Raw genomic sequence first — 26,086 nt, forward strand, 5'->3', positions numbered from 1 at the left:
TATCGGATAGTCTATGACATTGGTTACTCGGTTAATAACCTATATTCAAATTGGTTATGAGCAACTTGTTTTTTTTCAATTAGGTAGCCTTTTCTACGAGCTTCAAATATGGTGTGTCCAAATCGGAAACTCACATTTGCTGCTAGCTCATCGCTAGAATGCCATTTACCATCCTTAAGAATTGCAATTAATTTCTCAAGGTTTTTTAATTTGACGGGCATATCATACTCCTTAACACCTATGGTCATGGCAGCCCAAATACTGGACATATTTACGCATCAGCATTTGTATAGTTTTGAACCTACATAAAACGAAACCTGTTGTCAAGGAATTTTTCTGATTTTAATAAGCTTAGACGTATTCAACACTAAAAGCTCTTGACATATTCAACCTGACTATGAAATACTTCCATCAGATAAAGCTTTACGAGCACGTAACCACTTAATTAATCCCTATTAGGGATTGAAAAGAATAAGTCTGTGCTTAAAACCGTAAGCTTTTTTTCTCAACAATCCCTATCAGGGATAGAAACCTTAAACAATCCATATTTCATCTCCTTTGCTTTTCAAGTTATGGGCGTATAGGTGAGGGTATCTAGCAACAGTGCTGACTGACCAAAAGCGATCGCATAAGGTGCAGTAGCATCATGAACGCTGTACTGGTCGCAAATGGGGTAAATCTGAAAGTGCATTGGTAGTCGTAACCGCATCCGCACTTCTGACACGGGTCTACGAATGATGTCAGCAACTAAACCCTGTGTTTTCAGGCGTTTGTTAATTGCACTGATCCATTTATTGTCGGGTTGGGAAATTTCCACCCCAGTTAAAACCTGAACTTTCCCAGTCTCCGCTATTGGTTGTAAGTCTCCCGGATAGGTAAATTTCCAGTTCAGTCGTTCCTCACGGTAGGAACGCAACTTAATAAATGCGAGACAATGAGCAAATCTACCTTTGGCTATGGGTTGCTCTGTGCGTTGTGCGGTTTCTGCGAGTGTCCGCATAAATCCTGCCTCTGTCCACATTTCAATGTCTAAATTGCTCAAAATACCTGGTAAATCGTAGGTTTTAAACCTGTCTGCTGGGTTTTCTTCCGTTAAGTCATACAACCCACATTGCAAGGGACTAGAACCCCGAAAACTAGCAGCTTCTTCAGCAATGGGATTACCTGATTTACCTGAGATTGCTTTCCAGTCTCCCGCCCATTGCTTAATATCTTCAGCTATGGATTTGAGGCTGTTGTTAAATACTTGCTCACAGGCTGTTTGAAATTGTTGTCGGCTTTGGGCATACTGTTGTTTAATTGTGCGATCGCTCAATTGGTAACATAGCCAAAATGATTGTACAGTACCCCAGCGGCGATAATAACCATTAAAATCATTGATTTTTCTATAGTTATCATTAATTATGCTGTGAAAAAATGGGCGCTCATACGTACCATCTACCTGTAAGGGTGGTGAATCTCCCTGAAATAAACGTTCTCCTAAAAAGTTAGGCACAAGAGCAAAAGCTGTAAAGTGGTTAAACTTAATCATTTGACCATCTTTCTCATAGCCATCATGTCTACCTAACCGCCCCAACCGTTGAATAAAATTACCTGCATCTGATGATTCAAACATCAGAAAATTGATTTTAAAATCAACCCCTACATCAATTGTGCTGGTACCGATAACTAAATCAGCCATGAGACTGCGTTCTTTTATTTCCTTTCCAGAAAGCCCTGTATTTTCTCCTACTGTTAGATCATAAGGTTGCAAAAATTCCTGAAAAAATGCCGTTAAACGCTTGACTGTTGCAATGGAGTTGAGAATAATTGCTCCTTTACTACCAGGATAATTTTTAAACTGAGATAAAATTAACTCCCTATTTTCTTTGAGCCAATTTTCCGAAGCTTTAGAACTAGGTTCTAAAGGAATAAAATTGAGGGTTATTGTTCTGGCTACCTGTCGCCAGCCCTGTGTTTGTAGTTGCTGTTTTTCTTGTTGTGTGGCAGGAAATTGATATTTATTTTCGGCAATGGGATTGATAAATTGACAGCGAAATCCTGCCTGTTGCAGTCTGCTAATTAAGTTTGGATCTGGTGTAGCTGAGAGAAAGAGAAATTTTTTACGCCGATTTGTACAGCGAATTAACAACATTGTGTTAATTACACTGGCAATTTGGGGGGCTGTAAAAACATGAAATTCATCAAAAATAAATAAGCCAAAATCTTTATCAATGCTACCCCATAATTTATCTGGGCTATCAACCGGACTTATATAAGCACCTCTATGCAAATAGTGAAAGATATCAGGATTAGTCAGTAATACTTCTCTTTGATTTGCGAGAGTTGCAATCGCGGCCGCTTTTTTTAGTCCTTCATTTTCAGCATAGATTTCTAAGTCAGCCCCGCTTAATTTGGCTACACGCGGCTCATTTTCTGGTTGAAGTTGGGCAATATATCCTCTAATTTGTGTTTCTTGGTCTCGTGCAAGTTCGTTAGTTGGGTAAAGTCCAATGGCGGAAGATTGACCTTGAATCACTTCTAAATAAGCCGCTAAACTTTTACCGTCCCCTGTCATGGCTGTGTTGAACACTACGTCAATATTTGAATCCCGTAGTGCTTCTAAGGTAGCTAATTGATGCCAAGAAAGTGACCAATTTTCAGGTAATTTCACGCCGTCAGGTGTGGGGACGGTTTGAGAATAAACAGGCTTGAGAGTAATTTTCCAATCTGCCGACATTCACTTAAATAGTGTCCGTAAACTGTTGTTATTTCTGATCATGCCATGCAAAATAGATGTTAGCAAGATATATCTGGATAAAAGTGTCCGTACAAATATGAGTCGGAAAGGTCAGTCTATAACTCTGTCTTTAAAGGAGCGGGATAAAGCAGAACTGGAAGCCATAGCTCTGCAATTTGGTATGATGTGGGGAAATCGCCCGAACATATCCAAGCTCATAGAAGCCATAGCCCAACGTAAGTTACGCATTGGTAACAATAACAATTGGACAGAAGACAGGATTCGAGCATTACATCGGTGTATAGGTGCATTAACCGACATTGGACAAGTAGAACAAGCCCAAATTATTGCTAACTTGCTTCTAGAACGCAGCGAACTGTCAGTACCATTGCGGACGGAAATACAAGCTTTTTTAGAAAATCTCCCCCCACCTTGGCGGTTACAAATAGATAACTACATCCTGCGACAGCAACCATTTCAGCTTTCCTACCAAGATGCAGCAGGGCGCGTACTGAATTTTACGGTGCGCCATGCTCGGATTACCCCCCAGGAAAAGCGCCAATATCTTAACTGCTGGTGTGAGGAAACAGAAGGAAACTCTGATATCCCTGAGCTGATTCATAACTGGACTTTACGCTTAGATAGAATTACAGATGCGGCTGTAACCTCCATCCCTGGTAATTGGCATTCTCAGTTAGATACAATAGAGGTGGAAATACATATATTTGGCGGCTTGGCTTTTGGTTATCAAGCAAAACCGGAAGATCACATCAATGAATGGTTAGCAGATCAGCCAGGGGTTCGCCGAGTTGTGAGGACGGTATCAAATACCTTTTGGTTTAGCCGGGAGGTGATGCAATACGGTCCAGACTGTGTAGTAATTCTACCTGAGAATGTGCGCGATCGCCTCAAGGAAAAAGTTCGCAACCTCTGCAAGTTATACGATATTGAAACCACAAGTTAAATCCCACTCCCATAACATCATCCCCACCTTCAGCGGTCTTCGACTCTCCAGTGAAATTTATCCTAAAATCTGCGCAATCATCCGATTGGCTTGAGAACCATAACCACCGCCAAATAAATTGAAGTGATTGAGAATGTGATAGAGGTTATAGAGGGTTTTTCTTTGCTGATAACCTGGCTGTAAAGGAAACACTTGGTTATAACCTTGGTAAAACCCAGGGGGAAACCCACCAAATAATTCTGTCATGGCAATGTCAACTTCTCGATCGCCAAAATAAGTAGCTGGGTCAAATATCACAGGTTCTCCTAACACAGTAAAACCAGCATTCCCACCCCATAAATCACCATGTACTAAGGATGGTTCTACTTGATGACCGGCTAATAAATCAGGAATAGCCGCCAGTAGTCCATCTTGTTGAGGAAAACTACCCCCCCGTCGCCTAGCTAATTGAAATTGATAATTTAAACGATATTTGGTATAAAATTCTGCCCAGTCTCCCGTCCAACTGTTGATTTGAGGTGTGGAACCGATAGTATTATTAATTTTCCATCCAAAACCTTTACTACTAATGGCTTTGTGCATCGCGGCTAGTTTGCGCCCCATTTCTTCCCATTTACCGTTACCGCCTCCCATTTCCAGCCATTCCAAGACAAGGTAGCTATAGTTACCAGCAGTACCCCAACAAATGGGTTGAGGTACAAGAATGGTATTTGTAACTAGTATTTCCTGTAAGCCCAGGGCCTCAGCTTCAAACATCCCCACTTGAGATGCTTGATTTAGCTTCACAAAGTAAGTTAAATCTCTATCAGAAATAGCATAACCTTGATTAATACAGCCACCACTAACACCTCGCTGGCGCTGAGTTTGAAATTTTTTGCCGGTGACTTGGCTAATATGGGTATCAATTTCAGTCCACATTTTGAAATTAGTAGGGTTTTAAGATCACTACCCCATAAGCATCGGGAGAAAGATACTGTTTTGCCGATCGCATTAAGTCAGTGGTATCTTGCGATTGAATATGATAGGGATAATTAAAAGCAGGTTCTAACTTTCCTATCATAGATTGATAGTAACCATATAAACCAGCGCGATCGCTTGGGGTTTCGTTACCAAATATATACCTATTGGCTACCCGCCGCCGCACCCGACCAATTTCTGCTTCTGAAACTAACTCTGTATGTAGTATACGGATATGTTGGGCGATCGCCTCCTCCACAGCTTGTAAATTTTCCACAGCACATTTAGCGGTAATATAGAATGTCCCTTGTAACTGATTAGTCATATTACTAACACTAATAGAACTTACCAGTCCCCGTTCTTCCCGCAAATCTCGCACCAGTCTGGATGTGCGTCCATGTCCCAAAATACCCGCCAAAACATCCAACCCATAAATATCATCTAGCTGTCCCAACCCTGGAACCCGCCACACCATGACTAAACGTGCTTGCTGAAGACTGTCATCGACAAATTCCCGACGCACAATTTCTGTAAACGCAGGTTCAGGATTAACTCTTAACTCTTGAGTATTAATTGTTCTGTGTTGACTATGACTAAATCCCTCAGCTACAGTTGCAATTAATTCTTCTACGGGTAAATTACCCACAGCCACAGCGGTAATCGACTGGGGTTGATACCAAGTTGCGTGAAAGTCGCGCATTTGTTGGGCTTGCAGTTGAGAAATTACCCCTTCTGGTCCCAATACTGGACGGCGATAAGGTAAATGCTCAAAAGCCGTCTCCATTGCTCTTCTGAATGTCCGCCGCTGGGGATTATCTTCAGAACGGCGAATTTCTTCTAAAACCACTAAACGCTCCCGTTCAAAGGCATCGTCAGGAATACTGGCATTAAGGACTACATCTATTTGTAATGGCGCTAGCTCTACAAAGTCTTTGGGAGCAGTGGTTATGTAGTAATGAGTGTAATCTTGGCTAGTGGCTGCATTAGTCACAGCACCCCGTTCTTCAATTCGACGTTCAAACTCACCGCTTGCTAATCGGTCGGTGCCTTTAAAAACCATATGCTCTAAAAAGTGAGCCATGCCATTAATCCTATGAGATTCTACCGCCGAGCCTACTTTGATCCACAAGCTGAGATTTACAGCTTCTACTGGCATTTGCTCTGCGACTATGGTTAAACCATTGGGTAATTGGTGGAGTGTGGGTGCGTTTATCCGAGGGAATTTTGCCAGAGTTGAGGTCATGGGTGGTAGGAGAGTCACAGCTTTTTACTCTTTCATCTTATCTACTAATTTTCATCTGTATCTTGAGGAAACTGTTTAGGTGATGAATTTCACGCGGCTTTTTTTTCGCAGATGAAGTAAAATTATAAGTAGTAATATTAAGAATTATAAAGATAAATATCAATGACCAATATTTCTAGTCACAAAACTAAATCCCGCGTTGCTGTTATTGGTGCAGGTATAGGCGGACTGACTGCGGCGGCTTTATTGGCCCATCGGGGTTACAGTGTTTTAGTTCTCGACCAGGCCTTAGTTCCGGGGGGTTGTGCTTCTACATTTAAACGTCAAGGATTTACCTTTGATGTGGGGGCGACTCAGGTTGCTGGGTTAGAACCGGGGGGAATTCATCACCGCATATTCTCGGAATTAGCTATAGACTTACCAGATGCGACACCCTGTGATCCTGCTTGTGCTGTGTATTTACCCGGAGAAAGTACACCGATTAATGTTTGGCGTGACCCCCAGAAATGGCAAGAGGAACGCCAAAGACAGTTTCCCGGTAGCGAACCTTTTTGGCAGATGATGTCTGTGTTATTTGAGGCTAGTTGGCAATTTCAAGGGCGTGACCCAGTATTACCACCGCGTAATTTGTGGGATTTATGGCAACTAGCTCAAGCGGTGCGTCCTAGTACATTCATTACAGTACCCTATACATTATTTACTGTGGGTGATGCTTTAAGGTTTTATGGACTGGGTAAGGACCAGCGTCTGAGGACGTTTTTAGATTTGCAATTAAAACTGTATTCCCAGGTGAGTGCGGAGGAGACAGCTTTACTCTATGCTGCAACGGCGTTGAGTGTCTCTCAATTACCCCAAGGATTATTCCATCTCCAGGGTAGTATGCAGGTACTCAGCGATCGCCTGGTGACATCCTTAGAACGAGATGGTGGTAAGTTATTAATGCGCCATACTGTGGAACAAATTCAGGTAAAAAATGATCAAGCCAATGCTGTAGTCATTAGAAACCAGAAAACAGGTGAAGTCTGGACAGAAGTAGTAGATCATGTAGTTGCTAACGTCACAGTGCAAAATTTAGTGCAACTATTGGGAGAAAAAGCCCCTGCTGGTTATCAAAAGCGTGTGGAAAAATTACCCCCAGCTTCGGGAGCTTTTGTGGTTTATTTAGGGGTAGATATAAGTGCTATTCCCCCCGGTTGTCCCCCCCATTTACAATTTTTGTATGATGTTAACGGCCCGATTGGTGAAAATAATTCTTTGTTTGTTTCCGTGAGTCACCCCGGAGATGGACGCGCTCCCGAAGGTAAAGCCACAATTATCGCTTCATCATTTGTCGATCCTACACCCTGGTGGCAAGGTGAGAATTATCAACAGTTAAAACAACAGTATACAGAAGATGCGATCGCTCGTCTTGGCCAATATTTCTACCTCAAACCAGAAACCATTATTCATGTAGAAGCTGCTACACCCCGCACCTTTGCTCATTACACAGGGCGCGATCGGGGTATGGTTGGTGGTATTGGTCAAAGAATACCCACCTTTGGCCCCTTTGGTTTTGCCAATCGTACACCCATCCAGAATTTATGGTTAGTTGGTGACTCGACTCATCCAGGAGAAGGCACAGCTGGGGTCAGTTACTCAGCGCTGACAGTAGTTAGACAAATTCAGGCGGAATTTTAGAATTAACAGATTTCTAGTTAGAAGTTAACATTACGTATCTGTGTTCATCTGTGGTTGAATTGCAAAAACCAACATATCTAATTCCAGTCCCTGCTCATAGTCTTGTCATTTTTAGGTATTTTGCATCCAACTTTTCCATTACAAGTGTTAGGTTTAAGCTGTTTAAGATGCTGGACTTAATTGGTCGCTTTTCATCCCAAAAAATCAGAGATGAATAAAACTTGATTACCGATGGAGAACTCAACATATCAAAGGTCTTGTGTGCAGTCTCCTCATTATCAAAACTCAGGAAGTAAACAGTATCATCAAAAACGACAGGCTTACTAACTATATGGCTAATTAACCGAAATTCTAACCTCTTATAAAGACCACAAATTGCAATTTTCCAAGGTTCAAAAGTATACGCACCAACACCAAAGATAGAAAACTTGGGATTACTTTTGTATATTTTACTCTTGCGGTTATCTAAATAACTTGCATGAGACTCTAAATAACTCCAGGTTTTAGGAGCTAAATGTTTTATAGAGTCAGTTGATTCACCAACAAATTTCTGAGTCACTAGGAGATATCGATCAGTATTTTTTATACGATTTTGAGCCACATCCGAACCTTTAATTAAAGGAAACACATAAGTTTCTTCAATATCAACAGTTTCTCCTAGTCCATTTACAAAAATATTATTATTTTTACGCAACTCCATGACATTCGAGCAATCATGTTTAATCCCAGAACGCCATTTCTTTTGATGATTGACATCATATAGTTGACTGAATTTTTCAAAAGAAACTATATCTCTTATGAGGAGATTATGGCGATAACCTATTGTATAATATTCTGAGCTTCTCAAACTACTAAATACATTACAGCAGTAGTTTTTAGAGGTTGAATCAAATTTACAGAAGAATAGACAGGCGTCCACAGATGCATCAAAATACTTTTTTGTATCTATGCTATAACTTGCACAGTCAGCCAAATTAAGATTATTAGAATAAAGGTAGCCCAATAACTTTCTGGAAACGGAAGTTTTGCAAAGCATTGCTAGGTAAGCATTACGCCCTTGTAGCCATTGTATAGACTGAATTAGCATCCATTCGGAAATATCAAAGTTACTCTTACCAGTTATAGCGTCCAAGCCTCTGTGATTTTGAAAATTACTTTTTTTGGGTAGGTTTGTGCCACCAATTCCTCCCTGTTGCGAACTAGTCACCCAGGGAAAATTACCAAGCACGAGAATTTTTCCATGCAATTTATTTACATATGATAACCAATTAAACTCAAAGAAGTTGGCATTTTTAAGCTCAATCCTGTTATCTTCTAAAAATAGTTTTTCCGTGTGTGCATTCTGTAAATAATCTGAGTTTATCTCTACTCCAATAATCTTTTTAGTTGATGGAAATAAACGTGCAGCAGTCTTAATAAAATTACCAACTCCGCAAGTAGGATCAATAATCACATCTGGATTAACACCAATTTCTATCAACTGCTGACATACTTCTTGAGCGAGTTCCACCGGGGTTTGGAAATCTCCATATTCTATTTTTGTCTGATCACCAGTCTGAATCATTGGTTAGCCCTGTAAACAGCAACTATGCCTTTTTCTTGTCCAGCACGCTCAATAACTCTTCCATATTGTAGTCGCCATTGCAAGGCATTAGAAATAGTTAAAAATCCTTGCAAGGGAGGGTTAAGCAGGATTTCGTCTGCGATGTTAGATGCTTCAATTTCATCAACAGGCAAATTTCTATCATACATAAAAGCAATCAAGTCATCTTTATTACCTTGATTTTCCAAGATGCTCCGAATTCCACGAGTCATCTGAAAATCTGCCGTTCTTTCTGTACTGACGTAAATTGTGTGCTGAATATTTAAATTTGCAGTCTGATTTGTACTGTTGTCTGTCTTATCATAAACAAAGATGATTAGTCCATATCCCAGTCCAAAAATCTTTTGTCTTGCAGATTTATAAGGACACGATGACTGTGGTTGTTTAATGCTTGTGACTTTAATATCAACTAATAACTGGGGAAAGTCAATACCACTAGCTGAATTACCCTGAACAAAATCATACTTCTGTTTGAGATAGAGCTTAAATTTCTGCTCTAGATATGTTCCAATTGCTTTCCCATCAGTAACACCGTAAAGTAATGGTTCTGGGTGTCTAGACTCAGCGACTGAAAACACTGCAGCTTCAGTACATAGGGTTTCTATGGTCAAAATTTTCATGGTTGAAGCAAAAAACAATATTAATTACGGCATTTCTGGTCGATCCAGTAAATATCCTAATATCATAAATCTTGTGGTGTGGCTATCCTGACAACCCCGCCTACCTACTTTGACTGTTGTGCTACTGCCAAAACAATATAAGTGATAAATTTTACCTATCAAATATAGGTTTGTCTTAGGGAAGACCAGGAATCATAGCCACTTTAATCACCTCACGGGCTTTCATCTGGTAAAACACCTGTTCTAGGTCTTGTAGCGATCGCTCTTGACTGATTAACAATTCAAAAGGTATTTTACCACTAGCTATGAGTGAAAGGGCTGCCCGCACATATTCCGGTGTATTATGAAATACCCCTTTTAAGGTCAATTCACTATAATGTAACTTTTCTGTGTCAACTGTAATAGTTGTGTCTCGGGGACAACCACCGAATAAATTCACAGTTGCACCAGGACGGGCGCAAGTGATGGCGGTTTCCCAGACAGTTGGCACCCCAGTAGCTTCAATTACCACATCAGCACCCCATCCCTGAGTAAGTTCTTTCACTACACCGGGAATATCGGGGATGTGATGATAATTAAATGTGTGTGTTGCTCCCAGTTGTTGACCTATTTTCAGTCTGTGGTCATTACCTCCCCACAGGATAACTTGTGATGTCTGAGCTAATACAGCCACAAACATCAACCCAATCGCCCCATCTCCCAACACAACCACCCGGTCATGGGGTTTGACATCAGAACGAGCCACACCATGCAAAACACAGGCTAAAGGTTCGGTCATAGATGCTAAGGATAAAGGCAACTCATCGGGAACCCTGAACATATTATATTGTACTATTGCCGCAGGGATTTTCAGATATTCCGCAAAAGTGCCATTATTCCAGGTGATATTAGGACATAAAGAATACTCCTGTCGTTGACAAAAAAAGCATTTCATGCATGGTGCGGAATTATTAGCGACAATGCGATCGCCAACTTGCCAATCTCTCACACCAGCACCCACAGCCACAATTTCCCCTGCAGCCTCATGACCAAACAAGGTGGGGAGTTGCAGCATTTTGGCATGGCCACCACGCCGCCAAACCTTTAAATCTGTACCGCAGGTGGTTGCTACACCCACTTTCATCACCACTTCACCAGTGGTGGGGGTGGGTTCAGCCACCTGTTCTAAGCGTAAATCTTCTTGACCGTAGAGTAATGCTGCTAACACAGCTTGGAACCTAATTAGTTATTTACACTTGATTTTATCAGATTGTGGCAGACAATGAGAAATTCTCCCTAGTCTCTGAGTGTAGTTTGAGGTACAGCCTCATGGTGAGTTTCACCGGTCGTACGAACCACACGAGCTACAGTTAACATAGGTATCTCTTGGCGACAGGATTGGCAAAACCAATACAATTCATTATGACGGATATGACGCAGGAGGGAACCACCGCAACACGGACAGATGTTAGACATCATATTCATAGGATCCTCCTCAAGTAAAGTTGTTTAAAAGTTGGAAAAAAATTTTTAGTTAAAATCTGAGCTGATCTGTATCTAAATAACTATTTTCAAAGGCCAACCAGTTTGTTTAGCAATGGCGATCACCTGTTTAAGACCCTTTTCCAACACAAAAGCGGCCTAAAAACGCCAGATAATAGGATTTTTCTGGTTGGACTATGAAGGGATAATCCTGAGCTTCTATACCTTTATAAGTAGCGACATAGTTAAGTTTAATTCGCTGACCGGCTTTGCTAATACTGACATAAGGTTGCTGGCGATAGTAGGTAAATACTTTTTGAGTATCTCGGATAATAAGGATTGTGCAAGATGTGGGCGGTGGGAGTTGATACCAAAGCGGAACTCTTTCCCTTCGGGGAACGAGTTGAGCGATCTTCATCAGTTGTTTCGGTTTACGTGGTGAAGAATTACTCAGAATAAGTATTTACATCAGCTTCTCAAAACAGAAAATTCGTACTTACTTTTTCTGATATAAATTGACCGCATTAACCTTTGGGAAGCCGATGTTAGTTAAGGGTATAATTAACCATTACCAAGAGAGTTTCCCAGATCAACAATGGCTAATTAGCAGCCATGTCTTTAGAATATACCTGAATTGAGACTGGTTGCATCTACCTTGGGGATCATGCCATAGTTAGTATTTTTTGTATTGGCAGTTACAGAATAATATTTGGTGTAGCTATTCATACTAAAAATCTCAGATATTTGTAATTTTTATTAACCATAAGTTAACCAAAATAGATTAACTAGAGTCATGTAAAATAATTCCTGCCAAAACTAATCAAAAATTAATATTTTTTTCCATAAGAAAATGAAAATTGCCACTTGGAATGTAAACTCAATTCGCACTCGCCTGGAACAGGTGATATTTTGGTTAAGGGAAAATCCCATTGATGTCCTCTGTTTACAGGAAACAAAAGTTGTAGATGCGGACTTTCCGCGATCGCCTTTAGAAGAATTGGGCTATCATACTTATTTTTCGGGACAAAAAGCTTATAATGGTGTAGCGATGATTAGTCGTCAACCACTTAGCAATATTACCGCCGGTTTCACACCAATTCTACCCAATATTGACCCAGTATGGGATGTGCAGAAGCGCGTGATTACAGGAGTCATTGATGGTATTCGGATTGTAAATGTCTATGTCCCCAATGGTTCGGCCGTGGGCAGCGAAAAATACGAGCTTAAGCTGCGCTGGCTGACGGTACTAAGGGAGTATTTACACACCCTTTTACTTTCACAACCTGCACTCTGTATGTGTGGTGACTTCAACATTGCCTTAGCTGCCGAAGACATTCATGAAAAAGCTAGTACAGACAATCATATCATGGCATCCGAACCAGAGCGCCAGTCTTTACGAGATATCTTAGATTTGGGGTTTGCTGATGCCTTTCGTAAGTTTACCACCCAAGGAGGACACTATAGTTGGTGGGACTATCGCGCCGCAGCTTTTAGGCGCAATATGGGTTGGCGAATTGACCATCATTATCTCACCCCAATACTCTATGAACGCGCCAAAAGCTGCATCATTGACCCTACCCCCAGAAAATTGCCCCAACCTAGCGACCACACTCCTGTAATTGTCGAATTTTAGATTAGGGTGTAGATGGAATTCATCACCCAAAATCCTTATGTTTCTGGTAACTGGAGCAACGGGAGGAATTGGTCGCCGAGTAGTGCGACTCCTACGCTTACAAGAAAAGTCAGTGAGAGCATTTGTCCGCCTCACTTCCCGTTATAACGAGTTAGAACACCGAGGAGCAGAAATCTTCATCGGTGATTTGCGACAAGACCAGGATATTGCAAAAGCTTGTCGCGGTGTGGATTACATTATCAGCGCCCACGGTTCTGATAGTGACTCCCTCCATTTGGATTATCGCGCCAACATTGAACTCATTGATCAGGCAAAAGCTAATGAAGTTAAGCACTTTGTCTTTATCTCAGTATTAGGAGCCGAACGAGGCTATGAAGATGCTCCCGTGTTCAAAGCTAAAAGAGCAGTAGAAAAATATTTAGAAGCTAGTGGCTTGAATTACACAATTTTACGCCCCTCTGGATTAGCATCGAATTTACTACCATTGGCAGAACAGTTTCGCGAAACAGGTTTTTATCTGCTCGTTGGTGATCCTAAAAACCGTAGTTCGGTTGTTAGTACCGATGATTTAGCCAGAATAGTAGTGGATTCAGTCAGAGTTGAGGGCGCATGCAACCAAATATTACCAGTGGGAGGTCCGGAGATTTTATTGCGTGAGGATATTCCCACCATTTTTAGTCGCGTCTTCAATAAGGAACCTTTAGTCATTCATTCTCCCCTATTCGTTGTTGATGGGTTACGGTCTACCTTGGGTTTATTTAATACCCAGGCACAACAAGCTCTAGGAACTTATCGCACATTGCTGGCCAATGAATTTTTCTGTCGAAAAGATGAAATAGCTAACTTAGAGAGGATTTTCAATTTTCACTTAGAAACTTTAGAGAATTTTCTGCGCCGCTATCTTGCAGTTTGAATTAGTGGGTCAGTGGAGATCAGGAAGTAGGGAAGAATAAACTTCCCACTCCCCATTCCCCATTCCCCATTCCCCATTCCCCATTCCCCCATAATCTAAAATTTTATGAAATATTCCTTACTCGCAAATGCTGCTCAAGCGCGTCAAACAAAACAACAATTTGCTAAACCAGAAGACCAACTATCTTATGAAGTGGGTAAGGCTGTACAGGAATTGCCCCCACTATATACCAGGGTTTTGGCAGGAACACTGAGCTTGGTGGTATTTGGAGCGATCGCCTGGGCAAATTTCTCTCAAATAGATGAAGTGGCGATCGCACCGGGGGAATTAATCGCCTCTACACAGGTGCGACCAGTAACATCTTTAACTGGAGGCTCTATTGTCAAAGTCAAGGTACAAGAGGGCGATCACGTTATTAAAGATCAAGTTTTGATTCAACGTGACCCAGAATTGAAGCAAACAGATGTTAATCGCCTCACCCAATCAGCAAAATTAATCTCCCAAGACTTACAGCGCTTAGAAGCCGAACGCATTGGTACTACAGATACTGGGACAAAACTACAAGATGAACTTTTAGCATCCCGCCTTGCAGATTACCAAGCACGTCAAGCTGTCACCCAAGCAGAAGCCAATCGCCAACAAGCAATTATTGCACAGATACAAGAACGCTCTCTGCGCTTACAAGAAAACCTAGTCAACGCTCAAAGCAGCTTTGAAAATGCCCAAACTAATTTACTTAACGCGCAAAATGTCGTTATTTCAATAGAAAAAAATGTGGCGATCGCTCAAGAAAGAGAAGAAAATCTCCGGACTCTGATTGCTCCGGGTGCATTACCAAGAATTGACTACTTAGAGGCGCAAGAAAGATTAAATCGCGCCAATACAGACATGACCAGAGCAAAGGATGAAGTAATTAATGCCCAAAATAGATTAACTGAGATTAAAGACAGAATAGCATCCTTAAAAAGAGAGATTGCCGCCCAATCCCAAGAAATGCGTCAAGCAGAACAAGCCTATCAAGGAGTTCGCCAACAGTCCCAGCGTTTAGCCTCTGAGCGCCAAAGTGAAATTCTAACCCAAATCAAACAGCGCCAAGAAGAACTCAGCAATATCAACGGTCAACTTGAACAAGCAACAAAACAGCAAGCAGGGGAAACTATCAAAGCCCCAGTTACAGGTACAATCTACAAAGTTAAAGCCACCCCCGGCCCAGTACAGGCCGGTGAAGAGCTACTGTCAATCTTACCTACAGGGGAAGAAATATTATTAGAAGTTAAAGTTCGTAACCGTGATATTGGCTTTATTCGTCCAGGTATGACTGCAAAAGTGAAAATGGCAACTTTTCCCTTTCAGGAATTTGGCACCATTGATGGTACAGTTGTCCAAGTTAGTCCTAATGCAATTATAGATGAGGAACTGGGTTTAGTTTTCCCCACCAGAATACAGCTAACTCAACATTCTATAAATGTCCAGGGCGAAAAGGTGGCTTTTACTCCTGGAATGGTTGCTAATGGTGAAATTGTCACTCGTCAAAAGTCAGTTTTAACTTTTATTATTGAGCCTGTAACTCGGAGATTTAGTCAAGCATTCTCAGTCAGGTAAGCTCATCCCACGCCTAACAGAAGTTTTTCTTTCCAGTCACACCCTACCATGTACACACAAGTCGAAGTAAATTACAAAGGGGCTGGGGTGTACACCCCAGTGCAAAAACCTTTGATTTGGGTAGGGTGTGTTATCAACGTTAGTCCCAAGGCTACTAAAATTGACTATGATGCGTTGTATTCAGGGACAACACACCCTAGACCACCCTAATAGTCACACCCAGACCACTACTGTTGAGTTTCGACATCCGTATCCGTAGCGATAATCCCACATCGTTCAGCAATTACCTTAATTTTGTGAAAGACATATCTCGGAATCTAAATTAGTATTACAATTACTTAGAAATAAAAAACTTTTGATGTAAATTGTACAATCAGGAATATGGGGAGTAAGCGATATTCTTCCATGTTAGACCAAGTTAAACAAAACTTTAGTCATTGTATCAACAAAGGAGGAGTTATTTATGCCACAGGTTCAAAAAAGAGTATACTTAATTACACAAGAACAGCGTGATGCCTTACTCAACTATCTCTTAAATCGTCCATATCGTGAGGTAGCAACTGGAGTTGAGTTTCTCAATAATGCACCAACTACTATGGTGAATCTGGAAGTTACTAATGAGCAGTTAGAAAGTATGACTGGCGCAACACAACCGGAATCTGAAACCAAGGCACAAGACGAAAAAGAAGTACAAATTGCTAACGCTCCTACATAAAAATTAGGTGTTTTTAATGCAGTTTAATTAACTCTTGATTCACTAGTGATGATCAAGTAGTTCCACTTAAACAAGTTGCCTAAATAAAATCAGCATTAAGAACACATTGACGGAGAAAGTCTAGAAAGAGGTTCGGCTCTCTTTCTATAGGTAACTTGTTTAATTTTAATTAAATTTATTCAGATCAATTGGGGTATTTACCAAAAACAATGTTTTTGGTGACAATTCGGTATATTTCCGATGATAATTCCCCATATCAAATACTAATACAAATCACAATCATCAACTTAATTACTATTTTATTATGGATATCATCCAACCTACCACTAATCCATTTAATACAGAATATCCATTATCTCAGAGTCAAGATCCTTTCCATCCTGCCATCAGAGAAATTGCCTTTGTTGATTCCCAGTTATATGATTATCAATCAGTAATTGAGAATTTGGATGCAAATATCCAGGCGATCGCTTTAGATAGCAATTACAGTGGCATTACCCAAATTACCGAGAAATTACGAGATTACAGTAATTTAGATGCCATCCATATTTTCAGTCATGGTCAAGCCGGTGCTTTACAGCTAGGTAGTGCCTTTTTGTCTCACGATAACTTATGGAATTACAAAGATGCGCTAAGTGGCTGGGGAGAAACGCTACTGCCACAAGGTGACTTATTATTTTATGGATGCAATGTAGCGGCCGGTGAATTAGGCGAATCTTTCGTACAAAATATTAGTGAAATTACAGGGGCAGATGTAGCAGCATCAGATAACCTAACGGGAAATGCAAGTTTAGGTGGTGATTGGCTGCTGGAATTTCAAACGGGAGAAGTGGCTTCCATATTTAATACGGAAACACTTAGCAGTTACTCAGGACTCTTACTCCCAGAACCATTATACAATAATGATTCCACTAACACCATAATTACTCTCACCAACTTAGGAGACAAACTTAAATTAACAACAGATGATACCGGTAAATTAACCTTAATTGATATAGGAGAAATACCAACCTTTGCCAGTATTACTTTTGATAAACCATCCCAGTCATTAACCATAGATACTCTAGATGGCGATGATGAAATTATCATTGACTCCAGCATAGAATTAGGTAGTGCTCACCTCATTCTGCGAGGTGAGAAAATTTCCCTCAACACTGGTGGGCAAATTACCACCACGGGAAACATCACCTTTAGCGCCGTCGCCAACATAGCAGCAGGAATAACCACAGCACAAATCAACTTAGCCGGGGGAATTACCGCCCGAAATTTCAGTGGGATAACGCAAACGGAAGGAACATTAATTTCTGAGAGTATTGACACCAGCGAACAAGCAATTATTCAGCTAGATAACGCCACACTAAATCTCAGTAATCTGGATTTACAGGTAATTAGAGCAAGTAAATATGAGTCATCGGCAAGCCTAGCAACAAATACTATCAATGGTGTTGCCACAGTCAACATTGGCAATAGCAACATTATTGCCACCAACAATATCAATATTTTAGCTCAAGAAAATACAACCATCACCGCAGAAAATCAAGGTATATCTATTAATAACAGTTTCCAGGGACAAGTGGAGATTGGGATTAGTAATAGTACCATTCAATCAGCCGCACTCACAGTTAAAGCTCAAAGTGATGCTAACATCAAAGGACAAGCATCACAGGTAGTTAATGAAATTGCCGGAAATATTCAAGCCTATATAACTGATAGTAATAATATAGAAATTGGTAATGGGGGATTATCCCTGATAGCACAGGATAATACCAAAGCGACTGCCATTTCTCCAGGCATTAGCATTGACATAAACACAGGTTTAGGGCAATTAGGATTTACTGGGTCAGCAACAGTAAATACCTTAAACCGTACAACACAAGCGTATATTCAAAAATCTGGCATCAGAGTTATTGATGGCGATATTAACCTCAAAGCTGAGAAAAATCAGCAAGCCATAGCCAATACTCCCGCGACACAAATCACTGATAGTAGCTCACAAACTCCCCTTATTTCTGTCAATATTCAACTTGATGGAACATATTCAGCCAACTCCATATTAGGTGACACCAGGGCATACATTGAAGACAGTACCTTAGAAACAGTGAACACTGGGGATATTGTCATCCAAGCACAAGACACCTCAATCATTGATGCTACAGCTCAAATCAGTGCCTTTGCAGAATCTCAATCACTAGTACCCGTAGATGGAGTTGGACTAGGAAGATCCATAGCTTTTAACGCCATTGGTTGGCTTAGTGATTGGTTTAACAAGACACTAAATGACTTAATAGGAACCAGTGCGGGGATAACAGAGGAATCAGCAGATGTCCAAGCATACTTGAAAAATGTGACAATTACTGTTGCTGATGATTTATCTATTTTAGCCACATCAGCAGCGCAAATCAACGCCACAGTCAGCAACGCAGCCGAGTCTACTGCCTCATCTCTGTATGGAGCTAGTAGTATGGCAAGCAGTGGCATCCTCGCCAGCAACAAAGTCAGCACAACAGTAGGAGCCTACATAGAGAATGGCATAGGCAGCGGTGTGATTGGCGGGAAAACAGACATCACAGCCCAAGACAACATAGGCATATACAGCAACAGCAAAATAGTATCCTCTAGCATTACCACCAACGACGGCGGAGCCGCCTTATTACAAGGGGGAATCAACAACCTCATCCCCGCCGACTATAACAGCAACGAAGGGGAGAGAACCCTGAAATTTGGGGAAAGAGTCAGAGAAGCAGCCACAGGGAAAGTATACGAATATCTAGGATTAAATAACACTGCCATAGACCTGAGTACAGCGGACTACAGCGACTATGGGTACTGGAAACCAGTCACAGGAACCCAAATAATTCCCCAAGGGAACAACATCAGTAACTCAGATTCCGTGGCCGCAGGGGGATTAGTGGTGACAAACCAAGTCAGTGGCAAAGTAGAAAGCTACATCAAAAACAGCACCCTGACAACCAAAGAACTGAGCATCCAAGCCGTAGAAAACGCCACAATTAAAGCCAACATAGACAGCACAGTCTCAGCATCAGGAGGTAGCGCCTACGGTAGTGGCATCACCCTAGCAGTGAACTCAGCCATCACCACCAACCAAATCCTCAGTAGCGCCCAAGCCTACATCACCAACAGCAACATCACCAGCAACACCGGAAATATCAGCATAGATGCCAGCAACACATCGACAATAGAAGCTCAAACCCTGAGCGTCACCAGCAGCGGGAATGAGGCACTGGGAGTCACAGTCGCCTTCAATACGATAGGATGGAAGCCACAAAACATATTTGCTGGCACACTGGATGCCCTATTAGGAAGCGCCATCCTGGGCACAGCCCAACCAGCCCAAGTCAAAGCCTACATCGAAAAATCCACCATCAACGCTGCCGGGAATCTCACCCTCACAGCCACATCCCAACAGCAAATCACAGCCCTAGTCAGCAACGAAGCCACATCCGCCGCATCAGCCCTGATTAATGCCACCGGCATAGCCACTGGTGGCATATTAGCCAGCAACCTCATCAACAGCACTAGCCAAGCCTACATAGACAACACACAAAACACAGGTAAAATCCAAATAACAGGCAGCATAGACATAGATTCCCTGGATGAAAGCCACATCAACGCCGACACCAAAGTCATAGCCTCCTCCAACACCACCAACGACGGGGGAGTAGGCATCATCAACAACCTAGGGAAACAGTTACTAGAAGAATATAAATATACCAGCAACTCCGGCAGTAAACAGCTAAAATTCGGAGACCAAGTTAGACTAGCCAGCGATTACGCCGAAGACCAAGGCATAGCCGGGCAAGTGTACCAATACATGGGTACTGCCGCCACCATAGACCTAGGCACACAAGACTACACCAACTATGCCCTATGGAAAGCACTAAATAACATCAACATCCTCCCCACCGGGTTAAACATCAGCGACTCAGACGCCATGGGTTCAGGGGGATTAGTAGTACGTAACGACGTACGCAGTCAAGTCAGTAGCTACATCCAGAATGGAGATGTTAAAGGTAGTAGCCTGAGCATCAGTGCCCAAGACAGCAGCCAGATCACAGCCCTAGCAGAAACCACAGCATCAGCATCGGGGGGTAGTTCCTACGGTAGTGGCACAGTCATAGCCGTAGCCGGCACCATAGCCACCAACACCGTACTTAGCGAAACCACAGCCTACCTCAGTAACAGCAAAATAGAAACCAGCAGCGGGGATATTACACTAGAGGGGATATCAGACGGTCAGATAAATGCCACCATCTTGACCAACGCCACATCAGGAGACAAAGCCCTCGGAGTCACCCTCGCCTTCAACACCATAGGATGGCAACCACAAAACCTGTTGAGCAACACCCTAGATGCCTTATTAGGGGATTCAGCGTTAGGGACAGCCAAGCCATTCACAGTTAAAGCCTACATCCAAAACAGCAGCATCACCACACCAGGAAATCTGACATTACTAGCAGACTCCACCGCACAAATCACAGCCAAAGTCAGCAACCAAGCCGAATCAGCCGCATCAGCCCTCTATGGAGCCTCCGGTAAGGCCATAGGAGCAGCCCTAATTAGTAACCTAGTTAACAGCCAAGCCCAAGCCTACATAGACTACAGCACCGCCACACCAGGAGTAGTCATAGTAGGTGGGGACATTAGCATCACAGCCAAAGACACAGCGGGAATAGAAGCCACCAGTACCATAGTCAGTAAATCCGTGACCATCAACAATGGGGGCTTAGGAATTATTCAAAACTACCTGAATTATTTAGACGACTACGAATACACCACAGCATCAGGAACACAAGTACTCATACCCTTGATTCATAAAGTCAGGCTAGCAGCGGATTACAGCGGCGGGGGAGATGGTGGTAGTGTATACAGATTCTTGGGTACAGATTTAGACTTGATAATTGACTTAGGCACAGAAGACTATACAAATACCAGTCGCTGGCAGAAAATCACCCAATCAACAGCCGATTATGTACCAAATCCCGGTAATATCAGTAATTCAGATGCTAAAGCCGTAGGAGCAATGGTAGTACGTAACGACGTACGCAGTCAGGTAGGAAGTTGGATAAATAAAGCCCAAATCACCGCCACCAACATTAGTATCAAAGCCGAAGAATCAGCAATTATTACAGCTAACACAGAAAGTACCATTACCGCATCTGGAGGTAGTTTTTATGGCAGTGGTACAGTAGTAGCCACAGGGGGGATAGTAGTTACTAACCTGGTACTGAGTCAGGCAGAGGCCTACATTAGCAATAGTAATATTGCTAGTAGAACCGATGTAAATGTAATTGCTAATAATACATCAATTATTGATGCTACTCTCCTAAGTTCCCTGTCTACGGGGGATACAGGTAGGTCTGGTGTGTTAGCTTTTAACTCCATTGGCTGGAAACCGCAAAATGTTTTTGCTAATGCTCTGGATACGTTAATTGGCGCTCCCCTGATTTCAGGGGCTTCATCAGGTGAGCAACCTGCTAGCGTAAAAGCTTATATCAGAAATACTGAGGTTAATGTCGGCGGTAATTTATCTGTTTCTGCCATCTCTGAAGTAAAAATCAACGCTACTGTTAGTAATGCTGCGGATTCTACAGCTTCAGCTTTATATGGTGCGAGTGGCAAGAGCGCCGGGTTAATTCTAGCAAGTAATAAGCTCAGTAGTACCGCAGAAGCATATATTGATTATGATCCTCTTTACAGAGGTGTCCGCATAGTCAATGTCGCTGGGGAACTGACGATCGCAGCCCAAGACAATGCTGGTATTTATGCCAATAGTAAAATCGTTTCTTCTTCTACCACGACCAATGATGGTGGTGCTGCCCTTCTCCAAGAGGGAATCAACGATCTCTTAAATGTTGATTTTACCAGTTTAGAGGGGGAAAGAACGGTCAAATTTGGCGACAGAGTTAGTCTCACTGATGATTATGACTCAGGATTGGGCAAACCAGGCAGTGTATATGAATATATGGGTACTACTGCCACATTAGACCTCAGCAGTGAAAACTATAGTGATAAAGGTTATTGGAAAGAGGTAACGGAAACCCAATTAGTACCCCAAGGGTTAAATCTTGCCGTTGGGGGAGGTTCTGATGCTGCGGGTGTTGGCGGGCTGGTAGTCTTGAATGACGTGAAAAGTAATGTAGTTGCCTACATCAACAGGGGAGAAGTCACCGCCGGGGAAATAACTTTAAAGTCTCTGGAAACCGCAGAAATCAGCGCAACCGCAGATATTACTGCCTCAGCTTCCGGCGGTACTGTCATGGGTAAAGGCAATGTAGTTGCTCGCAGTGGAGTTATTGCCACCAACCTAATCCTCAGTGATTCCCAAGCTTATATTACGGCAAGTAATATCACTACAGGTGATTTGGTTCTGGATGCTCAAAATACTTCCCACATTAACGCACAGACATTAAATACTATCAGCAGTGGCGATACAGGACAGGGAGTGACAATGGCATTTAACACCATTGGCTGGAAGTCACAAAAATTCTTCATGTTCCAGGCTCTCGATACCTTACTGGGTGATCCGGTCATGGCCAATGCCTTTAATAGCCAGCAACCAGCTAAAGTACACGCCTTCTTATTTGATACCACAGTTAAAGCCACGGGAGATATTTCCCTTACAGCTACTAATGATGCCCAAATCAATGCCACTATTAGTAATACTTCCACATCAGTAGCCACAGCCTTTGCAGATGCCAGCAGTAAGAGTATGGGCTTGGTGGTAGCCAATAATATGGTTAACACGGATGCTAAGGCATATATTGACTATAATAATCGCAGAAATTTGCAGTTGAATACCGTGAATGCCACTGGCGGGATAAATATATCTGCAGTAGATGATGCTCATATTGTAGCTAATAGTACTTTGCAAGCCCTCTCATCCACCACTAATAACCCCGGTTTGGTAATCACTACTCTATTTGATAATATTCTTTCGGGTTCTTATCAATACACGACTAAATCAGGGCAGCGCGATGTTAAAAACTCCGAAATTGTCCGAGTAGACGATGAATATACTAACGGTGGAGATGCGGGTGGTTTTTATCAGTTTGTTGGTACCGATGCAGAGGGAGAAAATCTTGACTTAGGAACTGTAAACTATAGCAGTGGTAAATGGGAGAAAATTCCTTTAGATAGTGCGGTAGATGATGCCTTAGCTTGGGGAAATAAGTATGTAGGCATTAGTATAACCGGCTCTGATTCTCAGGGCATTGGCGGTTTGATTGTCCGTAATGATGTCAGGGGTAACGTTGAGACCTATGTCAATAGGGCGACTACCATATCTGCTGATATCAAATTGGTTGCCTTAGAAAATGCCACTATCACTGCCGTCGATGAAAGTACAGTGGAAGCCATCGGCGGTAGTGTAATCGCCAAGAGTAATTCCCTGGCTGTCAATGGCATCATCGCCACTAACCTAGTATTGAGTAAAGCCAATAGTTATATTAGCGGCAGTAACATCACCACCAACACAGGCGGTGTGAGTATCGATGCTAAAAACACTTCTATTATTGATGCCGAGATTACTAGTAATACCACATCTAAAGGCGTTTCTGTAGGCGTTACCTTAGCATTCAATACCATAGGCTGGCAACCACAGAACTTCTTATTTAACACCATTGATACCTTATTTGGTACTAGCATTGGTACGGCAGATTTAGCAGCAGTCCAAGCATACATTCTCAACTCTAGTATTCAGTCTGCGGCTGGTTTAACTGTAACTGCCAGTTCTGAGGCTAATATATCTGCAAATATTGGCACATCATCCACAGCCATTGTGGGCACCTTACAAACTGAGTCTAGTAACACATCTGTGAGTGTCGGTGCAGTAGTAGCCCTCAACAAAGTGGGTACCCTGAGCCGGGCGTACTTAGAAAATACCCCTACTGTCAGAGCCAATAACGGTACTGTGCGAGTAGAGGTAAGTAATACATCTACCATTGATGCCAATGTAGAAGCCCCATCCCTGGCGGTGGGAGTGGGGGCAGCATCAACCAATACAGTATCTGTGGGCTTCAGTGCCGCCCGGAATGAAATTCTCAACAACACAGAAGCTTATATCAAAAATGGCTCCGTCACAGCTACTAATGGCAGTGTTACCGTTAGCGCCCAACAGAATGCAGCTATTGACGCTAGCTCTATTGCTTCTTCCATTGCCGTTGCAGTCAGTTTGAACTCTGGTGAAAAAGCCATTGGCTTCAGTGGTGGAGGGGCGTTAGCTTTCAATTTAATTCGGGGTAAAGCTAATGCGTATTTAGATAACGCCCCTGTGGTAGCAACAGGTACAGGGGAAAATCAAGGGATAGTCACCATCAGTGCTATCAATGGCGGTAGCATCACCGCAAAGGTAACATCCCTATCCGTTGCGGTAGCTGCTAGTCAAGGTTTTACCCCCGGTGCTTCCATTGGGGTTTCTGTAGCCCGTAACTTAATCGGTTGGAATGAGTATAGTCAAACTACTCCCAATCCTTTCGAGGTACAAGCCTATGCCCTGAATAGTGCCATTACTGCGGCTAAGGGCATTAGCTTAACTGCAACATCAAATACTCTTATTGATGCTACGGTGGCTGTTACCTCTGTTGCGGTTGGTTTGTCTTCCCAAGGCAATGCTTTGGGGTTAAGTGCTGCAGGGCTAGAGGCTACTAATAAAATAGCCACCCGGATTAATGCTTACATTGATGGTGCTGGGACTACAGCAATTACGGCTCAAGGTGGGGATCTGACTGTGAAGGCGGCGGATACTTCCCGCATTACCAGTGATGCCCAGTCCATATCGGTGGGGGCTTCATTGTCGGGGGGTAAAGTTAGCGGCTCTCTTTCTTTAGGTTTGTCTTTGGCAAGTAACTATATTGATAATCAAGTCAATGCCTACATTAAAGATGTCCATGGCACTATTACAGGCTCGGTCATTCTCCAAGCAAATACCCTGGAAGACCAGAGTAAGTTTAATCATCAGTATGATACCTCCGAGACAGTGGCTTTGATGATTGGGGATAGGGTGAAAACTGCTGATGATAAAGTTTATCGGTTCTTAGGGGAAGCTTATAATTACACCACTGAATCTACAACCTCAGATGATTTGGTAAATATTACAGCCGGGAACATTGTCAAGTTAGCTAATGATTATGCCGGCGGTGGTACTGGCGGTGCGTTTTATAGAAGCTCGGTTAATATTGATGGTCTTGATTTGAGTGTTGAAGATTATAGTGATACTAGTCGTTGGCAATTAGTAACCCACAATCTCGCTGCTGAGAATTACAATGATGGCAAGCGCTGGAGGCAAGAAACAGCCATTTCTGCTACTTCCATCGCCGCTTCCGTAGCAGCAGCAGTTGCTGGTAAGGCAGGTTTTGCGGTTAGTGGGGCTGGTGCTGCCGCTGATAATATCATTCTGTCTAAAAATAATGCCTACATTGATAATAGTCGAATTATTAACGCGGTCAATGTAGAACTGACATCACAAAATAGCGCCTCTGTGGATGCTATGATTTTGGCGGCTTCCGGTGCTCTAGCTTTTGGTGGTAAGTTAGGGGCTGCTGCTTCCGTGGGAGTAGGTGTTGCGAATAATGCCATCACCCAAGAAATACAGGCTTATCTTAGTAATGCCAATGTCACAGCCACTGGTAACCTACATCAGACTGCGATCGCCGATGCTGTGATTTTAGCCACTGTAGTTGCTGGTTCCTTTGCGGTTGCTGGTGGTGGCAAAGTGGGCGTAGGCTTAGGCGGAGCCGGTGTCAGTGCTGAAAACAAGATTAATACTAAAGTTAACGCCTATATTGCCAGCACCACCACTACCCCTATTACCATCACTGCCAAAGAAGTAAAATTAAACGCTGATGATACCTCTACCATTGAATCCTTCACCGGTGCTGCATCCCTCGCCGCCTCCTTCGCTGGTACTGCTGGTGTTTCCCTATCTATCGGTGTGTCTTTAGCTGAGAACACTATTAGTAGT

General features: G+C 42.5%; 15 protein-coding genes and 1 pseudogene. 7 read left to right on the forward strand and 9 right to left on the reverse strand.

Annotation, left to right across the window (positions count from 1 at the left end):
• Positions 1–23 precede the first annotated feature (23 nt).
• Both PN457_RS16795 and cas3 read right to left on the reverse strand, forming a co-directional pair.
• Positions 24–269 carry a hypothetical protein gene (locus tag PN457_RS16795; protein WP_271734669.1) on the reverse strand — a complete coding sequence of 82 codons (246 nt, stop codon included), beginning with the start codon at positions 267–269 and terminating at the stop codon, positions 24–26.
• A 264-nt stretch (positions 270–533) separates the two neighbouring features.
• Positions 534–2,719 (reverse strand): annotated as a pseudogene (gene cas3 / locus PN457_RS16800) (type I-D CRISPR-associated helicase Cas3').
• A gap of 97 nt (positions 2,720–2,816) precedes the next feature.
• On the opposite strand from cas3, the gene PN457_RS16805 reads away from it, so the two are divergent.
• Positions 2,817–3,683: a helix-turn-helix transcriptional regulator gene (locus tag PN457_RS16805; RefSeq protein WP_271734671.1), complete on the forward strand. Its 867-nt coding sequence runs from the start codon at positions 2,817–2,819 to the stop codon at positions 3,681–3,683.
• A gap of 57 nt (positions 3,684–3,740) precedes the next feature.
• Here PN457_RS16805 and PN457_RS16810 read toward each other — a convergent pair whose 3' ends face one another.
• Positions 3,741–4,601, reverse strand: coding sequence for a fructosamine kinase family protein (locus PN457_RS16810; protein ID WP_271734673.1), 861 nt, complete (start codon positions 4,599–4,601; stop codon positions 3,741–3,743).
• 7 nt (positions 4,602–4,608) lie between these two features.
• Positions 4,609–5,883, reverse strand: coding sequence for a M16 family metallopeptidase (locus tag PN457_RS16815; protein WP_271734691.1), 1,275 nt, complete (start codon positions 5,881–5,883; stop codon positions 4,609–4,611).
• Positions 5,884–6,045: 162 nt separating this feature from the next.
• Between PN457_RS16815 and crtD the strand changes: the two genes are divergently transcribed.
• On the forward strand, positions 6,046–7,560 hold the full coding sequence (crtD, locus tag PN457_RS16820) for a C-3',4' desaturase CrtD (protein ID WP_271734675.1): 1,515 nt from the start codon (positions 6,046–6,048) through the stop codon (positions 7,558–7,560).
• Between the two features lie 94 nt (positions 7,561–7,654).
• On the opposite strand, the gene PN457_RS16825 is transcribed toward crtD, so the two are convergent.
• The 5 genes from PN457_RS16825 to PN457_RS16845 all read right to left on the reverse strand — a co-directional run bounded on the left by PN457_RS16825 (position 7,655) and on the right by PN457_RS16845 (position 11,662).
• Positions 7,655–9,124 carry a class I SAM-dependent methyltransferase gene (locus PN457_RS16825; RefSeq protein WP_271734676.1) on the reverse strand — a complete coding sequence of 490 codons (1,470 nt, stop codon included), beginning with the start codon at positions 9,122–9,124 and terminating at the stop codon, positions 7,655–7,657.
• Positions 9,121–9,783 carry a type II restriction-modification system restriction endonuclease gene (locus tag PN457_RS16830; RefSeq protein WP_271734677.1) on the reverse strand — a complete coding sequence of 221 codons (663 nt, stop codon included), beginning with the start codon at positions 9,781–9,783 and terminating at the stop codon, positions 9,121–9,123. The genes PN457_RS16825 and PN457_RS16830 overlap by 4 nt, the downstream gene beginning before the upstream one ends.
• A 175-nt stretch (positions 9,784–9,958) precedes the next feature.
• Complete coding sequence (locus tag PN457_RS16835; protein ID WP_271734678.1) at positions 9,959–10,990, reverse strand: zinc-dependent alcohol dehydrogenase; 1,032 nt, start codon at positions 10,988–10,990, stop codon at positions 9,959–9,961.
• Positions 10,991–11,058: 68 nt separating this feature from the next.
• Entirely contained in the window at positions 11,059–11,247 is a 189-nt protein-coding gene (locus tag PN457_RS16840) for a hypothetical protein (RefSeq protein WP_271734680.1), read from the reverse strand.
• A gap of 127 nt (positions 11,248–11,374) precedes the next feature.
• Positions 11,375–11,662 (reverse strand): glycosyltransferase family protein, encoded by a 288-nt coding sequence (locus tag PN457_RS16845; RefSeq protein ID WP_271734682.1) that lies wholly within the window; start codon positions 11,660–11,662, stop codon positions 11,375–11,377.
• Between the two features lie 432 nt (positions 11,663–12,094).
• On the opposite strand from PN457_RS16845, the gene xth reads away from it, so the two are divergent.
• The 5 genes from xth to PN457_RS16870 form a co-directional block, all read left to right on the forward strand.
• A complete protein-coding gene (xth, locus tag PN457_RS16850; protein ID WP_271734683.1) occupies positions 12,095–12,877 on the forward strand; it encodes an exodeoxyribonuclease III in 783 nt (260 codons plus the stop codon).
• Positions 12,878–12,914: 37 nt separating this feature from the next.
• Entirely contained in the window at positions 12,915–13,790 is an 876-nt protein-coding gene (locus tag PN457_RS16855) for an SDR family oxidoreductase (protein ID WP_271734684.1), read from the forward strand.
• 105 nt (positions 13,791–13,895) lie between these two features.
• A complete protein-coding gene (locus tag PN457_RS16860; RefSeq protein WP_271734685.1) occupies positions 13,896–15,392 on the forward strand; it encodes a putative HlyD family type I secretion protein in 1,497 nt (498 codons plus the stop codon).
• Positions 15,393–15,855: 463 nt separating this feature from the next.
• The gene (locus tag PN457_RS16865; protein WP_271734686.1) at positions 15,856–16,107 is read left to right on the forward strand and encodes a hypothetical protein; all 252 of its coding nucleotides are present in this window, start codon (positions 15,856–15,858) and stop codon (positions 16,105–16,107) included.
• A 304-nt stretch (positions 16,108–16,411) separates the two neighbouring features.
• On the forward strand, positions 16,412–26,086 hold a 9,675-nt coding region (locus tag PN457_RS16870; RefSeq protein WP_271734687.1), incomplete at its 3' end, for a DUF4347 domain-containing protein.

The sequence above is a fragment of the Anabaenopsis arnoldii genome, assembly GCF_028331025.1.
Taxonomy (GTDB): domain Bacteria; phylum Cyanobacteriota; class Cyanobacteriia; order Cyanobacteriales; family Nostocaceae; genus Anabaenopsis; species Anabaenopsis arnoldii.

What these genes read in the sequence shown, in the direction of transcription:
- PN457_RS16795 (WP_271734669.1), bottom strand. Translation starts at nt 269, where the DNA reads ATGTCCAGTATTTGGGCTGCCATGACCATAGGTGTTAAGGAGTATGAT.
- PN457_RS16805 (WP_271734671.1), top strand. Translation starts at nt 2,817, where the DNA reads ATGAGTCGGAAAGGTCAGTCTATAACTCTGTCTTTAAAGGAGCGGGAT.
- PN457_RS16810 (WP_271734673.1), bottom strand. Translation starts at nt 4,601, where the DNA reads ATGTGGACTGAAATTGATACCCATATTAGCCAAGTCACCGGCAAAAAA.
- PN457_RS16815 (WP_271734691.1), bottom strand. Translation starts at nt 5,883, where the DNA reads ATGACCTCAACTCTGGCAAAATTCCCTCGGATAAACGCACCCACACTC.
- crtD (WP_271734675.1), top strand. Translation starts at nt 6,046, where the DNA reads ATGACCAATATTTCTAGTCACAAAACTAAATCCCGCGTTGCTGTTATT.
- PN457_RS16825 (WP_271734676.1), bottom strand. Translation starts at nt 9,124, where the DNA reads ATGATTCAGACTGGTGATCAGACAAAAATAGAATATGGAGATTTCCAA.
- PN457_RS16830 (WP_271734677.1), bottom strand. Translation starts at nt 9,783, where the DNA reads ATGAAAATTTTGACCATAGAAACCCTATGTACTGAAGCTGCAGTGTTT.
- PN457_RS16840 (WP_271734680.1), bottom strand. Translation starts at nt 11,247, where the DNA reads ATGAATATGATGTCTAACATCTGTCCGTGTTGCGGTGGTTCCCTCCTG.
- PN457_RS16845 (WP_271734682.1), bottom strand. Translation starts at nt 11,662, where the DNA reads ATGAAGATCGCTCAACTCGTTCCCCGAAGGGAAAGAGTTCCGCTTTGG.
- xth (WP_271734683.1), top strand. Translation starts at nt 12,095, where the DNA reads ATGAAAATTGCCACTTGGAATGTAAACTCAATTCGCACTCGCCTGGAA.
- PN457_RS16855 (WP_271734684.1), top strand. Translation starts at nt 12,915, where the DNA reads ATGTTTCTGGTAACTGGAGCAACGGGAGGAATTGGTCGCCGAGTAGTG.
- PN457_RS16860 (WP_271734685.1), top strand. Translation starts at nt 13,896, where the DNA reads ATGAAATATTCCTTACTCGCAAATGCTGCTCAAGCGCGTCAAACAAAA.
- PN457_RS16865 (WP_271734686.1), top strand. Translation starts at nt 15,856, where the DNA reads ATGCCACAGGTTCAAAAAAGAGTATACTTAATTACACAAGAACAGCGT.